The sequence below is a fragment of the Flagellimonas flava genome (assembly GCF_050617915.1).
Lineage (GTDB): Bacteria > Bacteroidota > Bacteroidia > Flavobacteriales > Flavobacteriaceae > Flagellimonas > Flagellimonas flava_A.
In genome coordinates this window covers 130,493-147,384 of record NZ_JBODQE010000004.1, presented here as the reverse complement: position 1 = coordinate 147,384, position 16,892 = coordinate 130,493, and the positions used below count along the sequence as shown (strand labels likewise).

The 16,892-nt window shown below is 43.0% G+C and carries 15 protein-coding genes; 12 read left to right on the top strand and 3 right to left on the bottom strand.

The genetic code is table 11. The annotated features are described in order from the left end of the window. Window positions 1-103 precede the first annotated feature (103 nt). The 10 genes from ACRHOZ_RS11935 to ACRHOZ_RS11890 all read left to right on the top strand — a co-directional run bounded on the left by ACRHOZ_RS11935 (window position 104) and on the right by ACRHOZ_RS11890 (window position 10,587). A complete protein-coding gene (locus tag ACRHOZ_RS11935) occupies window positions 104-2,488 on the top strand; it encodes a heavy metal translocating P-type ATPase (RefSeq protein ID WP_431125898.1) in 2,385 nt (794 codons plus the stop codon). Between the two features lie 3 nt (window positions 2,489-2,491). Next, the gene (locus tag ACRHOZ_RS11930) at window positions 2,492-2,941 is read left to right on the top strand and encodes a hypothetical protein (protein ID WP_431125896.1); all 450 of its coding nucleotides are present in this window, start codon (window positions 2,492-2,494) and stop codon (window positions 2,939-2,941) included. Between the two features lie 66 nt (window positions 2,942-3,007). After that, window positions 3,008-3,217 (top strand): cbb3-type cytochrome oxidase assembly protein CcoS, encoded by a 210-nt coding sequence (gene ccoS / locus ACRHOZ_RS11925; RefSeq protein ID WP_420402069.1) that lies wholly within the window; start codon window positions 3,008-3,010, stop codon window positions 3,215-3,217. Between the two features lie 2 nt (window positions 3,218-3,219). Beyond that, on the top strand, window positions 3,220-5,424 hold the full coding sequence (ccoN, locus tag ACRHOZ_RS11920) for a cytochrome-c oxidase, cbb3-type subunit I (RefSeq protein ID WP_431125894.1): 2,205 nt from the start codon (window positions 3,220-3,222) through the stop codon (window positions 5,422-5,424). 77 nt (window positions 5,425-5,501) lie between these two features. Further along, window positions 5,502-5,687 (top strand): CcoQ/FixQ family Cbb3-type cytochrome c oxidase assembly chaperone, encoded by a 186-nt coding sequence (locus tag ACRHOZ_RS11915; RefSeq protein ID WP_138835662.1) that lies wholly within the window; start codon window positions 5,502-5,504, stop codon window positions 5,685-5,687. A gap of 4 nt (window positions 5,688-5,691) precedes the next feature. Continuing rightward, the gene (locus tag ACRHOZ_RS11910; protein WP_431125892.1) at window positions 5,692-6,645 is read left to right on the top strand and encodes a cbb3-type cytochrome c oxidase N-terminal domain-containing protein; all 954 of its coding nucleotides are present in this window, start codon (window positions 5,692-5,694) and stop codon (window positions 6,643-6,645) included. A 66-nt stretch (window positions 6,646-6,711) separates the two neighbouring features. After that, window positions 6,712-8,121 (top strand): cytochrome c oxidase accessory protein CcoG, encoded by a 1,410-nt coding sequence (ccoG, locus tag ACRHOZ_RS11905; RefSeq protein WP_431125890.1) that lies wholly within the window; start codon window positions 6,712-6,714, stop codon window positions 8,119-8,121. A gap of 23 nt (window positions 8,122-8,144) precedes the next feature. Further along, window positions 8,145-8,591 (top strand): FixH family protein, encoded by a 447-nt coding sequence (locus ACRHOZ_RS11900; RefSeq protein ID WP_431125888.1) that lies wholly within the window; start codon window positions 8,145-8,147, stop codon window positions 8,589-8,591. 3 nt (window positions 8,592-8,594) lie between these two features. Then, window positions 8,595-9,305 (top strand): sulfite exporter TauE/SafE family protein, encoded by a 711-nt coding sequence (locus tag ACRHOZ_RS11895; protein ID WP_431125886.1) that lies wholly within the window; start codon window positions 8,595-8,597, stop codon window positions 9,303-9,305. Between the two features lie 13 nt (window positions 9,306-9,318). Continuing rightward, window positions 9,319-10,587, top strand: coding sequence for an acetyl-CoA hydrolase/transferase family protein (locus tag ACRHOZ_RS11890; protein WP_431125884.1), 1,269 nt, complete (start codon window positions 9,319-9,321; stop codon window positions 10,585-10,587). A gap of 88 nt (window positions 10,588-10,675) precedes the next feature. Here ACRHOZ_RS11890 and ACRHOZ_RS11885 read toward each other — a convergent pair whose 3' ends face one another. After that, the gene (locus ACRHOZ_RS11885; protein WP_431125882.1) at window positions 10,676-11,497 is read right to left on the bottom strand and encodes a universal stress protein; all 822 of its coding nucleotides are present in this window, start codon (window positions 11,495-11,497) and stop codon (window positions 10,676-10,678) included. Window positions 11,498-11,515: 18 nt separating this feature from the next. Further along, on the bottom strand, window positions 11,516-12,874 hold the full coding sequence (gene hemN, locus ACRHOZ_RS11880; RefSeq protein WP_431125880.1) for an oxygen-independent coproporphyrinogen III oxidase: 1,359 nt from the start codon (window positions 12,872-12,874) through the stop codon (window positions 11,516-11,518). Window positions 12,875-13,031: 157 nt separating this feature from the next. Here hemN and ACRHOZ_RS11875 point away from each other — a divergent pair, with 157 nt between their 5' ends. Beyond that, window positions 13,032-14,879, top strand: coding sequence for a CBS domain-containing protein (locus tag ACRHOZ_RS11875; protein WP_431125878.1), 1,848 nt, complete (start codon window positions 13,032-13,034; stop codon window positions 14,877-14,879). 2 nt (window positions 14,880-14,881) lie between these two features. After that, window positions 14,882-16,078 (top strand): succinylglutamate desuccinylase/aspartoacylase family protein, encoded by a 1,197-nt coding sequence (locus tag ACRHOZ_RS11870; RefSeq protein WP_431125876.1) that lies wholly within the window; start codon window positions 14,882-14,884, stop codon window positions 16,076-16,078. 42 nt (window positions 16,079-16,120) lie between these two features. Here ACRHOZ_RS11870 and ACRHOZ_RS11865 read toward each other — a convergent pair whose 3' ends face one another. Continuing rightward, window positions 16,121-16,846, bottom strand: a complete 726-nt coding sequence (locus ACRHOZ_RS11865; RefSeq protein ID WP_431125874.1) for an energy transducer TonB — start codon at window positions 16,844-16,846, stop codon at window positions 16,121-16,123. Between the last annotated feature and the right edge of the window lie 46 nt (window positions 16,847-16,892).

Sequence of the window (16,892 nt, the reverse complement as noted above, 5' to 3'; positions counted from 1 at the left end):
TGATAGCACAAAATTACTGCTAAACAATTGAACAAGAACTGATAAATGTCATATTTTTAATAAGACTAGCGTCCCAAATTTGCAAAAGGTAAAGCAAATGTAAATGGCAAATATGACATGTTATCATTGCGGTGATGACTGTGGCAGGGACAAGGTGCGTTTTGATGAGAGGGATTTCTGCTGTCATGGTTGTAAAACAGTGTATGAAATATTTACTTCAAACGGCCTTTCCAACTTTTACGAAATTGAGGCCAAGGCTGGGAACACCCCAAAAGAAGTAAGAAGCAAATACGATTTTTTGGATAATCAGGAAATCGTGGAAAAACTGTTGGAATTCAATGAGGAAGCCATCCAGGTGATAAATCTGAGCATTCCGTCCATTCATTGCAGTTCCTGTATTTGGGTGCTGGAGAATTTAAATAGACTTCATCCCGCTATCACCAATTCCCAGGTGGATTTTCCCAAGAAAACGCTGCGAGTTACCTATTCCTCACAAGATTTTTCCCTAAAAGGTTTGGTGCTGATGCTGAGCAGTATTGGTTATGAACCTTATATCTCCCTGGACGAGTACGATAAAAAGGAAAAGAAGAAAGACCGTTCCTTGATCTATAAGTTGGGGGTGGCAGGTTTTGCCTTTGGCAATGTGATGCTTTTATCCTTTCCAGAGTATTTTGAAGTTGAGGAATTCTGGCTGGAGCAGTACAAACCTGTATTTCGTTGGTTGATGTTTGCCTTTTCCTTACCTGTGGTGTTTTATGCTTCGCAAGACTATTTTGTGTCAGCCTACAAGGGCTTGCGCTCCAAGCTTTTGAATATTGATGTACCTATTGCCCTGGGTGTTCTCACCTTGTTCTTGAGAAGTACGGTAGATATAATTTTTGATTTGGGCTCTGGTTTTTTTGATAGCCTTACAGGACTGATTTTCTTTTTACTCCTTGGCAAGTTCTTTCAACAAAGAACCTACTCCTTTCTTTCTTTTGAGAGGGATTATAAGTCCTATTTTCCAATAGCCGTTACCCGTCTGAATCAGGACAAATCTGAAGAAAATATCCAAATCTATAAGGTCAAGGTAGGAGATAGGCTCTTGATCAGAAGCAACGAGATCATTCCCGTCGACTGTATATTAATTAAGGGATCGGCACAAATTGACTATAGTTTTGTAACAGGGGAATCCCAAGCGGTGTTCAAGGAATCTGGAGAAAAACTCTTTGCAGGTGGGAAGCAACTTTCAGGACTTTTGGAAGTGGAGGTGCTTAAATCCGTATCCCAAAGTTATCTGACCCAGCTTTGGGGCAATTCTGTGTTCTCCAAAGATAAGGCGAGTGCCTTCCAAACCTTAACGGATAGTATAGGGAAACGGTTTACCGCAGGCGTATTGACCATTGCCACTTTGGCCACCCTGTTTTGGTTGGTATACGAGCCTAGCATGGCCCTCAACGTTTTTACAGCGGTATTGATCATTGCCTGTCCTTGTGCCATTGCCTTGGCGGCCCCCTTTACCCTGGGGAATATGCTACGCATATTTGGACGGCAAAAATTGTATCTGAAAAACACCAACGTAATAGAGCGCTTGGCAAAGATTGATACGGCTATTTTTGATAAAACCGGAACCCTTACCACAACAAAAAAAGACGCCATCTTATATGAGGGCGTTGAACTTAGCTCGGAAGAAATCGCTTTGCTCAAGACCACGCTAAGAGCATCCAACCATCCATTGAGTCGGTCATTATATGGGATTTTGCAATCCAACGCGATTATGACATTGGATGAGTTCCAAGAACATACAGGCAAGGGGATTGAAGGTAGAGCCAACCAACATTCCATCAAGATTGGGTCTGCGGTCTACGTGGGCAGGGATTCTGTCCGCACCACGGCAGATACGGCCGTTTACGTAAGCACAGATGACGATTTTAAAGGGCGTTTCGTTTTCAAGAACAGTTACCGTGATGGTGTTTCCAAAGTGTTTCAGTCACTAGGGAGTTCCATGCAAATAGGAGTTTTGTCTGGCGATAATGATGGGGAGCGCAAACAACTGCAAAAAATACTTCCCGTAAGGACCCAGATGCACTTTAACCAGAAACCGGAAGATAAACTACAGCATATAGAGCATTTACAGAAAGAACATAAGGTATTAATGGTGGGGGATGGACTCAATGATGCTGGGGCCCTGGCCCAAAGTGATGTGGGCATTTCGGTCTCGGAAGATATCAATGTGTTTTCACCAGCCTGCGACGGGATTTTGGACGCCTCCCAATTTAACAAACTGTCCACTTTTATGGAGCTTTCAAAAAAATCCATTCAAGTGATTAAAATGAGCTTTGTACTGTCCCTCTGCTATAACGTGGTGGGGCTATATTTTGCGGTAACAGGTCAATTACAACCTGTTATTGCTGCCATTTTAATGCCCTTGAGTTCCATTAGCATTGTTTTGTTCACTACCTTAATGACCAATGCTCTGGGACGGAAACTAAACCAACCAACTAACTAAGTCATGAGCAAGAAATTTATTAACCAACTAAGGGAGCGAATAGGGCCAAATGTATTGGCCATCAGTATTGGAATTGTGTATTTGTGGTTTGGGACCTTAAAATTCTTTCCAGATATGAGTCCTGCCGAAGATTTGGCAAAGAACACCATTCATCAATTGACGTTTGGACAACTTTCAGATGGCGTTGCCATCAATTTATTGGCATTTTGGGAAGTGTCCATAGGCATTCTGTTGGTATTCAATCTGTGGAGAAATGGGGCAGTGATCGTCACCATGGTTCATATGATATTGACCTTTACTCCATTATTGCTGTTTCCTATGGATTCTTTTCAAAATCCCCCATGGATTCCGACCCTTTTGGGACAATACATTGGAAAGAACTTGATCATTGTAGCGGCGCTTGTAACCCTATGGCGGCAAGCCCAAAAAAAAGAAATATATAAATCGCTGTAAAAACTGATATATGTCATTTTTTGCCAATGGGCCTGACAGTAGTTTTACAGCCAAATTCAGGTAGGTATGAGTGTTATTTATGTGTTGTTGGCCATTAGCATTACGGTTGCGCTGGTCTTCTTTGCCGCATTTGTATTGTCCGTCAGGAGTGGGCAGTACGATGACGCCTACACCCCCTCTGTCCGAATGCTTTTTGAAGACGAACTTTTGGATCAAGAATCCGATTTAGATAAAGACAAAGCAGAAATCACACAAACTAAAAGAACAAACCAATAAATATGGAAATACAACAATTTCATTACGACAACAAAATCGTACAAAAGTTTTTATACGCCACCATGTTATGGGGTGTTGTTGGAATGTTGGTGGGCCTCCTGCTGGCATTTATGTTTTTGTTCCCTAACATCACCGACGGCATTTCATGGTTGAGCTTTGGACGTATTCGTCCCCTGCATACCAACGCGGTAATTTTCGCCTTTGTGGGGAACGCCATTTTTGCCGGGGTGTATTACTCCACCCAACGGCTGTTAAAAGCCAGAATGTTCAGTGATGCGCTGAGTAACATCAATTTCTGGGGATGGCAATTGATCATTGTGGCAGCAGCCATAACACTACCATTGGGGTACACCACCTCCAAGGAATATGCAGAACTTGAGTGGCCCATAGATTTGGCCATAGCGGTCATTTGGGTAGTCTTTGGTTGGAACTTGATTGCCACTATCTTAAAGCGTAGACAGCGTCACTTGTACGTGGCTATTTGGTTCTATCTGGCCACCTTTGTAACGGTAGCGGTATTGCATATCTTCAATAGCTTGGAGTTGCCCGTATCCGCCTTAAAGAGCTACTCGGTCTATGCTGGGGTTCAGGATGCACTGGTACAATGGTGGTATGGACACAATGCGGTAGCATTCTTCCTGACCACTCCTTTCTTGGGGCTGATGTATTATTTTGTTCCAAAGGCAGCGAACAGGCCTATTTATTCCTATAGGCTTTCCATTGTTCACTTTTGGTCCTTGATTTTCATCTATATCTGGGCAGGTCCGCACCACTTGTTGTACTCCTCTTTGCCTGACTGGGCACAGAACCTTGGGGTGGTTTTCTCCGTGATGCTGATCGCGCCTTCTTGGGGTGGTATGATCAACGGATTGTTGACCCTCCGTGGTGTATGGGATAAAGTAAGAAGTGATGCCACCCTGAAATTCATGGTAGTAGCCATCACGGGTTACGGTATGGCCACTTTTGAAGGACCCATGTTGTCCTTGAAAAACGTAAATGCCATCGCCCACTTTAGTGATTGGATCATTGCCCACGTACACGTAGGGGCCTTGGCCTGGAACGGATTCTTGACCTTCGGGATGATCTATTGGTTGGTTCCCAAAATGTTCAAGACCACCTTGCATTCCAAAGGCTTGGCCAATCTTCATTTCTGGATTGGCACCTTGGGAATCATTCTATACGCATTGCCCATGTATGTGGCTGGGTTTACCCAAGCCTTGATGTGGAAAGAATTTAACCCAGATGGTAGCTTGGTGTACGGTAACTTCTTGGAGACTGTTACCCAGATCATCCCAATGTACTGGATGAGAGCCATTGGGGGAACCATGTTCATTGTGGGTATGTTGATCATGATATACAACGTGGTCGTAACCATAAGAAAAGGAAGCAGCGTTGAAGACGAATTGGCCGAAGCACCTGCATTGGCAAGGGTTTCCAAAAGACGGGTGGCTGGTGAAACCTTCCACAACTGGTTGGAAAGAAGACCCGTGCAACTGACCATCTTGGCCACAATTGCCATATTGATTGGAGGAATCATACAAATTGTACCAACAATTTTGGTGAAATCCAACATCCCGACCATAACCAGTGTAAAACCATATACCCCTTTGGAATTGGAAGGACGTGATCTCTATATCCGCGAGGGCTGTGTGGGATGTCACTCCCAAATGATCAGACCGTTTAGGAGCGAAGTGGAGCGTTACGGTGAATATGCCAAGGCTGGGGAATTTGTTTACGACCACCCATTCTTATGGGGTAGTAAGCGTACCGGACCCGATTTGCTTCGGGTAGGAGGAAAATACTCGGACAACTGGCATTTGAACCATATGTACGATCCACAAAGTACTTCATCGGGATCCATAATGCCAGCGTATCAATGGTTGGTAAGAAATGAACATGATCGAAGCCAAGTACAGAGCAAGATGGAGGTCATGGTCAAACTTGGGGTTCCGTATACGGAAGAGGATATAGCCAATGCACCTCAATCCATGGCGGAGCAGGCCGAGGCCATTGAAAAAAATCTCTATACCGACCCGGAATTTGCCAAAACTTATGAAGCTGATAAACAGTACGCGGCGGACAACGGAGAAGATTTTGTGGAGATGCGAGATCGTGAAATTGTGGCGTTGATTGCCTATCTGCAACGATTGGGCACAGACATAAAGATGCAAGACACAGAAGAACTGTTATCACAGAACAAAGAATAAAAGAATCAGGATGCTTGAATCAGGTAACGACCTACGTCTGACATCTGACATCTAGCATCTAAAAATCTATAAAAGCTATGTTGAAATTCGTAAAAAACCACATGGAAACCATAGACGGGGTAGCCAGTTATCCCATGATATCGCTAATGATCTTCTTTGTGTTCTTTGTTGCCTTGTTTTGGTGGGTGTTTACCGCTACCAAGGAACATATCAAAGAGATGGGCGAATTGCCTTTAGATAACGATCAACCTAACAAACTATAATATTATGAGCACAAGAACACCGTGGTGGATCCGTATTCCAGTAATCTTCTTTTTGATCTTTGGATTGATGGAATACTTCATAGATTCAGGAGACAAACCCGCAATTATTGAATATCCGATCACTCAGTTTTTCCTGTTGTTGGTCCTTATGATTTTGATTGCGATTGAGCTAATATTGAAGTCCATTGAAAATGTAATGTTCCAGACCCTTTCCGAAGAAGCGAAGGCCAATTACTTGGCTTCCAAAAACAAAAAGATGGAATGGACATGGGCCAAAAATGTATACAAACGTTTGACCAAGAGCCGTGAGATTGAAAGGGAAAGTGAAATTATCATGGACCACAATTACGACGGCATCCGTGAATTGGACAATGTTTTGCCTCCTTGGTGGGTATATTTGTTTTACGCCACCATTATTTTTAGTGTTGTGTATTTGGTCCGCTTCCACATCATTGGCGACTACGACCAGGCCATGGAGTACGAACAGGAAGTGGCTGCTGCCAAAATTGCCATTGAGGAATACAAGAAAACAGCAAAGGATTTGGTGGATGTCAATACGGTGGAATTTCTATCCGACGCTGCTGATTTAAGTGCTGGAAAACAAATATTCACGGACAACTGTGTGGTATGCCACATGGCTGACGGAGGAGGAGGTATTGGCCCCAACCTAACAGATGAATACTGGATTTTAGGTGGAGGTATCAAAAATGTCTTCAACACCATATCCGAAGGTGGTCGTGATGGTAAAGGGATGGTGGCATGGAAGCAAAGCCTAAAGCCAGCAGAAATGGCCCAGGTAGCCAGTTATGTACTGACTATGGGCGGAACCACACCGGCCAATCCCAAGGCTCCGGAAGGGGATATCTGGATAGATCCGGATGCTCCCGCACCCGCAGAAACCGAAGAAGCTCCGAATGAGCAAGTTTCGGATTCCACGGATGTAGCCATGAATGAATAGTTGAATACTAAACTCCTCTTTTAAGGGGAGATGTCCTACGGACAAAGGGGTATAACCAAAATTGCAATGGAAGAAAATTTCAGGGATTCCATAGGAACCATTACCAAAGAAGGAAAAAGGGCATGGATCTATCCCAAAAAACCGAGTGGCCGATTTTATGATTATCGCAAGTATGTGAGCTACGGTCTATTGCTGTTTTTGTTTGCCTCTCCTTTCATCAAAATACAGGGACATCAGTTTCTGTTGTTCAATGTACTAGATCGGAGGTTCAATATTTTTGGATTTCCCTTTTGGCCACAGGATTTTCATTTGGTGGTAATCTCCATGATCATTGGGGTAATATTTATCGCCCTTTTTACGGTGGCTTATGGTCGGATTTTTTGCGGATGGATATGCCCCCAGACCATTTTTATGGAGATGGTCTTCCGCAGGATTGAATACTGGATTGATGGAGATAGAGGTGCCCAGACCCGCTTGGACAAAGCTCCATGGAATGCCAAAAAAATCTGGAAACGTTCTTTAAAATGGTTCATCTTTTTTGTCATTTCCTTTTTGATAGCCAATGTGTTTTTGGCCTATTTGATCGGGAGCGATAAATTGATTGCTTATATCACGGATGGACCGATGGCGCATTTGGGAACCATGGTGCCCTTGCTCATTTTTACGGGAGTTTTTTATTTCGTATTTGCCTGGTTCAGGGAACAGGTATGCATCATAGCCTGCCCCTATGGAAGACTTCAGGGTGTTCTTTTGGATGATAAATCCATTATTGTGGCCTACGACCATAAGCGGGGAGAAGGAGAAGCAGGGCGTAAAAAATTCCGAAAGAATGAAGATCGTGATGCCTTGGGTCATGGCGATTGTATAGATTGTTTTCAGTGTGTGAATGTATGCCCAACTGGAATTGATATAAGAAATGGCACCCAACTGGAATGCGTGAACTGTACGGCCTGTATTGATGAGTGCGACCATATTATGGAAAGCATCAACAAACCCAAAGGCTTGATTCGGTATGCCAGCGAGGATGAAATCAACAAAAAGGAAAAGTTCAAGTTCACGGCCAGAATGAAGGGCTATACGGCCGTTTTGTTCATCTTGACCGGAATCTTGATAGGGATGCTGTTCCTTAGAAATGAGTTGGAGGCCAATGTCCTCAGGCTGCCAGGGCAGCTGTACGAAAGAAAGGAAAACAACATCATCAGCAATGTATATACCTATAAGTTGGTCAATAAGACCACCAAGGATATTGAGGATGTTAGTTTTAAATTATTGTCCCATAAAGGCGAAATAAAAATGGTCTCCCAAGATCAATTTGTGGTCCCTGCCGAGGAGCTTGCAGAGGGAACATTGTTTATAGAGATCAATGCATCTGCATTGACAGGGGACAAGGACAAGCTCAAAATAGGGGTTTATAGTGGGGATAAACTTATAGAAACCACGGTAGCCCAATTTTTGGCACCAAGAAGTTATAATTAGGCATAAGGTTAAAAGCGAGAAAAATGAAAATCAATTGGGGAACAGGAATCGTATTGAGTTTTGTGGCATTCATTGCCTTTATTCTATATTTCGTGGTTCGGATGAGCACAGATGATAGGGCCAACCACGATTTGGTCACCGATGATTATTACAAACAGGAACTGGCCTATCAGAAAGAGATTGATGCATCCAACTCCGCGGCCAAAATGAACGCCCAATTGAAAATTGAAAAAACTGGGGAAGGTTTGAAAATTAGCTTCCCGGAAAAATTCGACTATAAAAAAATTGAAGGAACTGTGTCCCTTTACAGACCGTCCAACAAGCATTTGGATATTGACTTTCCTTTAAGTTTGTCCAATACACATTTGCTCATACCTGACAATAGCTTGGTGGGCGGTCGCTGGGATATAGCCATAAAATGGTCGTATGAAGGTAATACCTTTTTGCACAAAGAAAAATTGACCTATTAGATCATGTTGGTATCGGCGTTGGCATTGGGATTTTTGGGAAGCTTGCACTGCTTGGGCATGTGTGGCCCCATTGCCTTTATGCTACCGCTGGATCGGGAAAGCAACGCCAAAAAAATAGGCCAGCTTTTTATATATCATTCGGGAAGATTAATGGCTTATGCCAGTATTGGGGTTCTGTTTGGATTTTTGGGCAAGGGACTTTCCCTGTTTGGGATGCAGCAAAAACTGTCCATCGGAATGGGCGTTTTGATGATTCTTTTGGTCTTGGTACCCACTAAGATTTTTGATGCCCACAAACTGTCCAGACCCATTTATACCCTTTTGGGAAAAATAAAATCGAAATTGGGTAAGGAACTTCAAAAAAAGACCCCAGATGCTTTTTTAACCATTGGCTTTTTGAATGGCTTCCTACCTTGTGGATTGGTGTATATGGCCTTATTGGGCGCCATAGCCCTGGGCAACGCATGGCAGGGTGGACTGTATATGATGCTGTTTGGGATGGGAACTATACCCTTAATGACCACGGCAGCCTATTCAAGCTCAATTTTGAGCACTCCCATGAAATCCAAAATACGCAGATGGATTCCGGTTTTTGTGGTATTGATCGGGGCACTTTTCATTATCAGGGGAATGGGACTGGGAATTCCCTATGTCTCCCCAAAACCCATGAACGCCCACATGGAATCAACAAGTATAGAATGTCATCAACCTTAGAAATAAAAAATAAGTGAAAATAACATCAGCAGAAGAAGCCGTTGGCTTAATAAAATCAGGAGATCGTGTTTTTGTTCAAGGAGCGGCAATGACCCCGAATGAACTTGTGGACGCCCTTTGTGAACGGCATAAGGAGGTTGAGAACGTGGAGATTGTTTCCATTCATACGGAGGGAAGCGCTCAATACACGGAAGAACCTTATTGCAATTCCTTCCATCTTAATTCCTGTTTTGTGGGTGGGAATGTTCGAAAAAGTGTGAACACACCAAATGCGGGTTATATCCCGATTTTTTTAAGCGAGATACCGTGGTTGTTCAAACGCAACATTTTGCCTTTGGATGTGGCCATTGTGCAGGTTTCCCAACCGGACAAACATGGATATTGTTCCCTAGGTGTTTCTGTGGATGTGGCCTTGCCTGCTGTACGGACCGCAAAGAAGATCATAGTGCAGATCAACCCGTATGTGCCGCGCACACATGGAACGGGAATTGTTCATATTGATGAAATAGAATTCGCGATTGAGGTAAATAGACCCATTCATGAGCATAACCCAGGGGTAATTTCTGATTTGGAGCATGAGATTGGGGCCAATGTGGCTTCCTTGATAGAAGACGGAGCCACCCTCCAAATGGGTATTGGAAACATTCCCAATGCGGTTTTGGACAATCTAAAAAATCACAAACGTCTGGGCATCCATACCGAGATGTTTTCCGATGGGGTACTGCCCTTGATTGAGCAAGGGATAATTACGGGAGAGGACAAGGCCGTAAAACGGGGCAAAATTGTAAGCTGCTTTGCTGTGGGTTCCCGAAAGCTATATGACTTCATTGATGACAACCCCATTTGTGATTTTAGGGATTCGGGTTATACGAACGATACGGCAAGAATACGACGTAACCCCAAGGTGACAGCCATTAACAGTGCCATTGAAATTGACCTTACTGGGCAAGTCTGTGCAGATACCATTGGTAGCTATCAGTTTTCAGGGGTTGGTGGCCAGATGGATTTCATCCGAGGGGCCTCGCTTTCAGAAGGAGGTAAACCCATCTTTGCCATGTCCGCAGCGACCAAAAAGGGTGTTTCCAAGATTGTGCCTTTTCTTCGGGAAGGTGCTGGTGTAACTACCACCCGGGCACACGTACATTTTGTGGCTACCGAATATGGAGTGGTCAATCTTTATGGAAAAAATCTACAACAGCGAGCAAAGGCCTTAACTTCCATCGCTCATCCTGATCATAGGGAAGCTTTGGAAGCAGCTGCCCATAAAAGGTTCCATCAGTAGTTGGCTTTTAAAATATATAGAATAAAAAAAAGGGGAGTTTTTAACTCCCCTTTTTCCATCATGTAAAACCCAATCAAATACCAATCAATCAAATTTTAAAGGTTACAACAGCCGTATTGGAATGATTGGCAATATTTTCACCTATACTTCCCATAAAGAAGTGGGACAATCCTTTTCTACCATGGGTTGGTATTCCTATGAGGTCAGCGGCTACGGACTCACTATAATTTAATACCCCTTTTTCTACGGTATAGTCATTGTAAATTTGAACTTCCAGCCCAACTTTGGCCAGATTCAGGAATTTGGATATTCGGTTATAAGCATCTTCCGTACTCAAGAATTCATCTCCAGGGGTATTGATATAAACTGGATAAAGTTGGGATTTTAAGAGTTTGGCCATTTCCATTGCTTTTTGGAGGGCAGGAACACTTTCTTCCTTAAAATCGCAGGCAAAGACAAATCGTTCAGGCCTAAATTTTTCAATATCCCCTTTTATGACCAAAACGGGTATATCCGAAGTTCTGACCACGCGTTCGGTATTGGAACCAAAAAAGATTTCTTGCAAACCATCCGTTCCATGGGATCCCATGACTATAAGCTCAGCATCATGTTTCTCTGCAACGTCACTTATCTCACTAAATACTTTGTAATGCTTAATTACAGGTATAATGTTGACGCCTTTTAAATAAGGCTTGTCCAAAAAGTCATTAAAGCGCTTTTCACCAATTTTGATCAGATGAACAATTTGTTCTTGGGACACATATCCAGAATCGGCCATGATAGCTGGTGAGAGTTCCAACATATGGAGTACCAAAAGTTCAGATCCATGTGTTTTGGCAAGACCGGCCGCTACTTTTAGGGCTTGTTCGCTTTGCTTCGAAAAATCTACAGGTACAATAATACTTTTCATCTGATTTAATTTTAATGGTTAAACAGTCATGGAAAACAGTCGGGTCTCTGGCTTTTTTCGATGTAGTTTTAAGTCAAAGGCCATACTGATATTCCGAATAAATGGTCTTCCTTTAGGAGTTACTTTTATCTGGTTGGCGCCAATATCCACCAATCCGTCCAACTCCAATTCGGTAAGGTTCTCAATGATTCTTTCAAAATCTATGGTTTGTGTTTCTCCCATTTCCCAAGCGGTCTCAAACCTGCACATGAGATTTAGGATATGTCTTCGTATAATTTCGTCTTCCTCGTTCAACACATGGCCCCTAAAAATGGGAATTACCCCATGGGTTACCAGATGTTGGTATTCTTCAATACTCTTCACATTTTGGGCAAATCCATACCAGCTGTCGCTAATACTGGAGACCCCCAGCCCAATCATCAGTTGGGTTTTGGAGGGGGTGTAACCCATAAAGTTCCTGTGGAGCGTGCCATTTTCCATCGCGTGGTATAAACTGTCCATAGGCAATGCAAAGTGATCCATTCCAACATCCTTATACCCAAATTCGGTCAACATATTTTTGCCAAGCTCGTACTGCTGTTTTTTTACTTCCGAAGTAGGAAGGTCACTTTCCTTGTATCCGCGTTGCCCGTTGCCCTTCATCCAAGGAACATGGGCATAACTATAGAAAGCAATACGGTCTGGTTTCAGTGCATTGGTCATGGTCACGGTCTGCTTAACATCCTTCAGCGTTTGAAATGGTAAGCCGTATATAATATCGTGCCCAACAGAAGTGTATCCAATTTCTCGGGCCCATTCGGTAACCTTCTTCACATTCTCGAAGGGTTGAATCCTGTTGATGGCTTTTTGCACCGTTAAATTGTAGTCTTGCACACCTAAACAGACTCTTCTAAACCCCACATCAAAAAGAGCCTGTAAGTGTGCTTTGGTTGTGTTATTTGGATGTCCTTCAAAACTAAATTCTGGATGTTCTGCCTTACTTCCCAACCGTAGAATTCCCTTGACCAACATTTTTAAGTGTTCAGGGGAGAAAAAAGTTGGGGTGCCTCCACCCAGATGAATTTCTTTGATGATGGGTCTAGAACCCAAAATATCACAGTATAATTGCCATTCCTTGAGAACCGATTGTATATACGGAAGTTCTACTTCATGCCTTTTGGTAATCCGTTTGTGACAGCCGCAAAAGGTGCACATGCTCTCACAATAAGGAAGGTGAATATATAGACTTATTCCTTCTTCCTCAGATTCTTTATACGCTCTCAGCACGCTATTTTTCCATTGCTTTCCGGAGAAGGATTCTATGTCCCAGTAAGGTACCGTTGGATAGCTCGTATACCGTGGGCCAGGGACATTATATTTTTGGACTAGATGACACATAGGGGTTTAGTATTTATAGTTCAAAATTACCCCTGGGCAAGCTCAAAAAACATGATAAATATCAGTAAGGAATCAAATGGGACTGACAAGTATCATGTTTTAACATTAGCTGGGATTGTAGTTTTATACCCTACCGATCAAGGACATTTTACTTTATATGGGTGAACGTATTCCAGATAGCAAGTTTGATCAAGAAGAGCGGAAAGCTTTTGTAAAGCATTTGTTGGATGACCTTAAAGCCTTGGAGCAAATCTTGGGTAATAATCTTATAGAAAGTGATGTGGTCCGCATTGGTGCTGAGCAGGAATTGTGCCTGGTCGATGAAGATTACCGGCCCTCCGGGGAGTCCATTCAACTTTTGGATGCCATCAATGACGGTCATTTTACAACGGAACTCGCCAATTACAATTTGGAGATCAATCTGGACCCATTTGAACTCAAAGACGACTGCTTCTCCAAGGTGGAGTCCCAGTTGACCAATTTGCTGGAAAGAGCAAAATCCAAAGCAGAGAAATTGGGAATTAAGATCATCTTAACGGGTATTTTACCCACCATCAGCAAAAATGAATTGGGGATCGATTTTATGACCCCAATTCCCAGATATCATAAACTGAACGAGGTATTGACCCAATGCCGGGGTGATTATTTTGCGTTGAAGATCAGGGGTGTGGACGAACTGACCTTACGGCATGATTCTGTGCTGTTTGAGGCTTGCAATACCAGTTTTCAACTGCACCTTCAAATTCCCCAAAAGGATTTTATTCCAAGCTATAATTGGGCTCAGGCTATTGCAGGACCTGTATTGGGTGTTTGCAGCAATTCTCCTTTATTGATGGGAAGGGAGTTATGGAAAGAAACCAGAATTGCCTTGTTCCAGCAAAGCTTGGATACCCGAAAATGGTCGTATGCCTTAAAGGAACAAGTGGCCAGGGTAGGTTTTGGCAATCATTGGCAGGAGGAATCCGTGGCCGAGATTTTTAAGGAAGATATCTCTAGCCATCAAATCCTGTTGACCAAACCCATCAATCAAAATTCTTTGGAGCTTTTGGAAAATGGGGCCATTCCCAAACTTGAAGCCCTCAATCTATTTAATGGAACAGTATACCGTTGGAACAGGCCGTGCTATGGGGTGGGCAATGGAAAACCCCATTTACGGATTGAAAATAGATATATTCCTTCAGGGCCTTCTGTTATGGACGAGATGGCCAATTTTGCCTTTTGGGTAGGATTGATGGTGGGAAGGCCCAAGAAGTATGATAACATGCCCGCCATTATGGACTTTAAAGAGGCCAAGCACAATTTTATTAAATCTGCGATTACGGGAAGACAAACAGTGCTTTCCTGGCTGGGAAAAACCGTGACCTTAAAAAAGCTGATAGTAAAGGAGTTTCTTCCCATCGCAAAAAAAGGCTTGTTGGATTATGGTGTGGATTCCAAAGATGTGGAACGCCTACTTGGGGTAATTGAAAACCGCACAAAAATAGGAACCGGAGCGGAATGGCAAGTGAAGAATTTTAGGCGATTACGAAAGGAAATGAAGCTGGATTCCGTTCTGGTCAAGTTGACCGAGGCAATGCATGATAATCAAAAGAAAAGCATGCCCGTTCATGAATGGCCCATGATCAATGAGAAGCAATCGGCGGCAGAGCCCTATATCTGGGTAGGACAGATCATGTCCACGCGACTTATCAAACTTTATGAGAATGATTACGCCAATTTGGCCGTATCCATCATGCAATGGAACAATATTCATCACATTCCTGTGGAAAATAGTCGTGGGGAACTTTCGGGACTTTTAACTTGGAGCCATATTGCTGAACTGGAACACGACAAAGAAGAAAACAATGCCCTTGTTTCGGATTTTATGATACATAAAGTGGTCACGGTGCAGCCACGCACCAAAATAGAAACCGCCAAAAAACTAATGGAGGAGTATCAAATAGGATGCTTGCCGGTTTGTGTGGGCTCCCATCTTGTTGGAATCATAAGCAAGGTTGATTTATAGCTATGGCCAAAGTATACAGTAATGCGCTACAGGAAACCTTGGAAGTTGATCGCATCATCGGACATTTAAAAGGGGATGAAGACGGTCCCACTTTGGTCTTTTTTGCCGGCATACATGGGAATGAACCAGCAGGAGTTTTTGCCTTGAAGCATGTAATCCGTGAACTGAAACTTCGCCAAACACCAATTCGTGGACAACTCTATGCCATAGCGGGTAATCTGCAAGCCTTGGAGCAAAAGGTGCGTTTTGTGGAAAAGGATCTGAACCGGATTTGGACAACGGAAAACCTTCAGCAAACACTTCAAACTGATAATGAGATTTCCAAGGATGAACAGGAAATGATTGAGCTTTATAAGCTGTTGCAAGCAATTCTGGAGCAAAATCAACCACCTTTTTACTTTATTGATCTGCATACCACTTCCAGTGACACCTCACCCTTTATGGTTTTGAATGACAGTTTGCTCAACCGAAAATTTGCTTCCCAATATCCCTTACCTACAATTTTGGGGATAGAGGAGTATTTGGTGGGGGCTTTGTTAAGCTATATCAACGAGTTGGGTTATGTGTCCCTTGGGTATGAAAGCGGTCAACATGACGATGTGGTATCCATTAGGAACTGTACCCATTTTATCCACTATACTTTAGGAATTACCGAGCTGGTTGCATATGCTCCAGCGGAGCTGGCAAAATTGAGGATGGAGATTGCCGACTCCAGTATGGTTTCAAGCAAGTTTTATGAGATTTATTACCAGCATGAAATCCAAAACAGCGGTGGATTTGAGATGCGGCCTGGGTTCAAGAATTTCCAAAAAATTCCTAGGGGTACTGCTATTGCCATGGACAATGGCAACAAGATCATGACCCAAAGGAAACGACAGATTTTTATGCCCTTGTACCAAAAATTGGGCAGTGAAGGATTCTATTATATTAAATCCATACCTCTGGTGCTATTGTGGATTTCCAAGGGATTGAGAAAGTTCAAAATGGATCACTTGTTGGTTTGCCTTCCAGGGATCCAATGGAGTTCCAGGCAAAAAGATGGTCTGTTGGTAGATCAGCGTATTGCCAAGTTTTTGGCCAAATCCTTTTTCCATTTATTGGGATATCGGACCCGTCAATTGGATAGGACCCATTTGGTGGTGAAAAGTAGGGAAATGGCATCTAGAAATTTGGAGTATAAAAGTTCTGGATGGTACTAAAAAAAACTCCTGTTTTAAACAGGAGTTTCTCAAGTTAGGTGTTTATAACATTTTAAAGGTAATAGGAATGGAGTAGGTAACTTTTGTTGGTTTGCCTCTTTGTATTCCGGGTTTAACTTGGGGAAGTGCGGATATGATTCTTACAGCTTCCTGTTCCAATAACCTATCCGGTCCCCGTTTTTTTATGTGTGCAACCCGACCGTTGGAATCAATCACAAACTGCACAAATACTTTCCCGGTTATTCCCATCTCGAGGGCTGTCTTTGGATATTGGAAGTTATTTCTAACATGCTCCTGTACCTTTTGGTTAAAACACTCTTTCCGCTCTTCCTCTGTGCTTAAGTTCTCGCAACCGGGGAAAACAGGTACGTGTTCAATCAGGGCAAATGGGATAATTTCTTCTTCTTCCACTTCGCCAACATTTACATCTTCAATGGCTATGACCACATCCTCAATAAAGGCATCCTGGTTACTTTCTGTACTTTCAATCAGGGTTTCCTCAATGTCTTCAACGTCTTCCACAATTTCAATTACATCAGGAGCTGATGGTGGAGGGGGTGGCGTTGTTGTACGAACCATTTCGGTAATGGGGACATCTTCCTTAAGATCGTCCATCACTTGAACCACTTCCGAAACGTTCGTTTCCTTGTCGTAGGTCTTGACCTCAAATGATTGCCATGTTACAAACAAAACCGAGGTCAAACCTATCATAAAATAAAGGCTACTATTGCGGCCAATATCTGCATTAGGGTTCTTTTTAGGTTTCATGACTTAACGTATTTAACTGAAATAAAATTAGACAGCTACTTTGTCA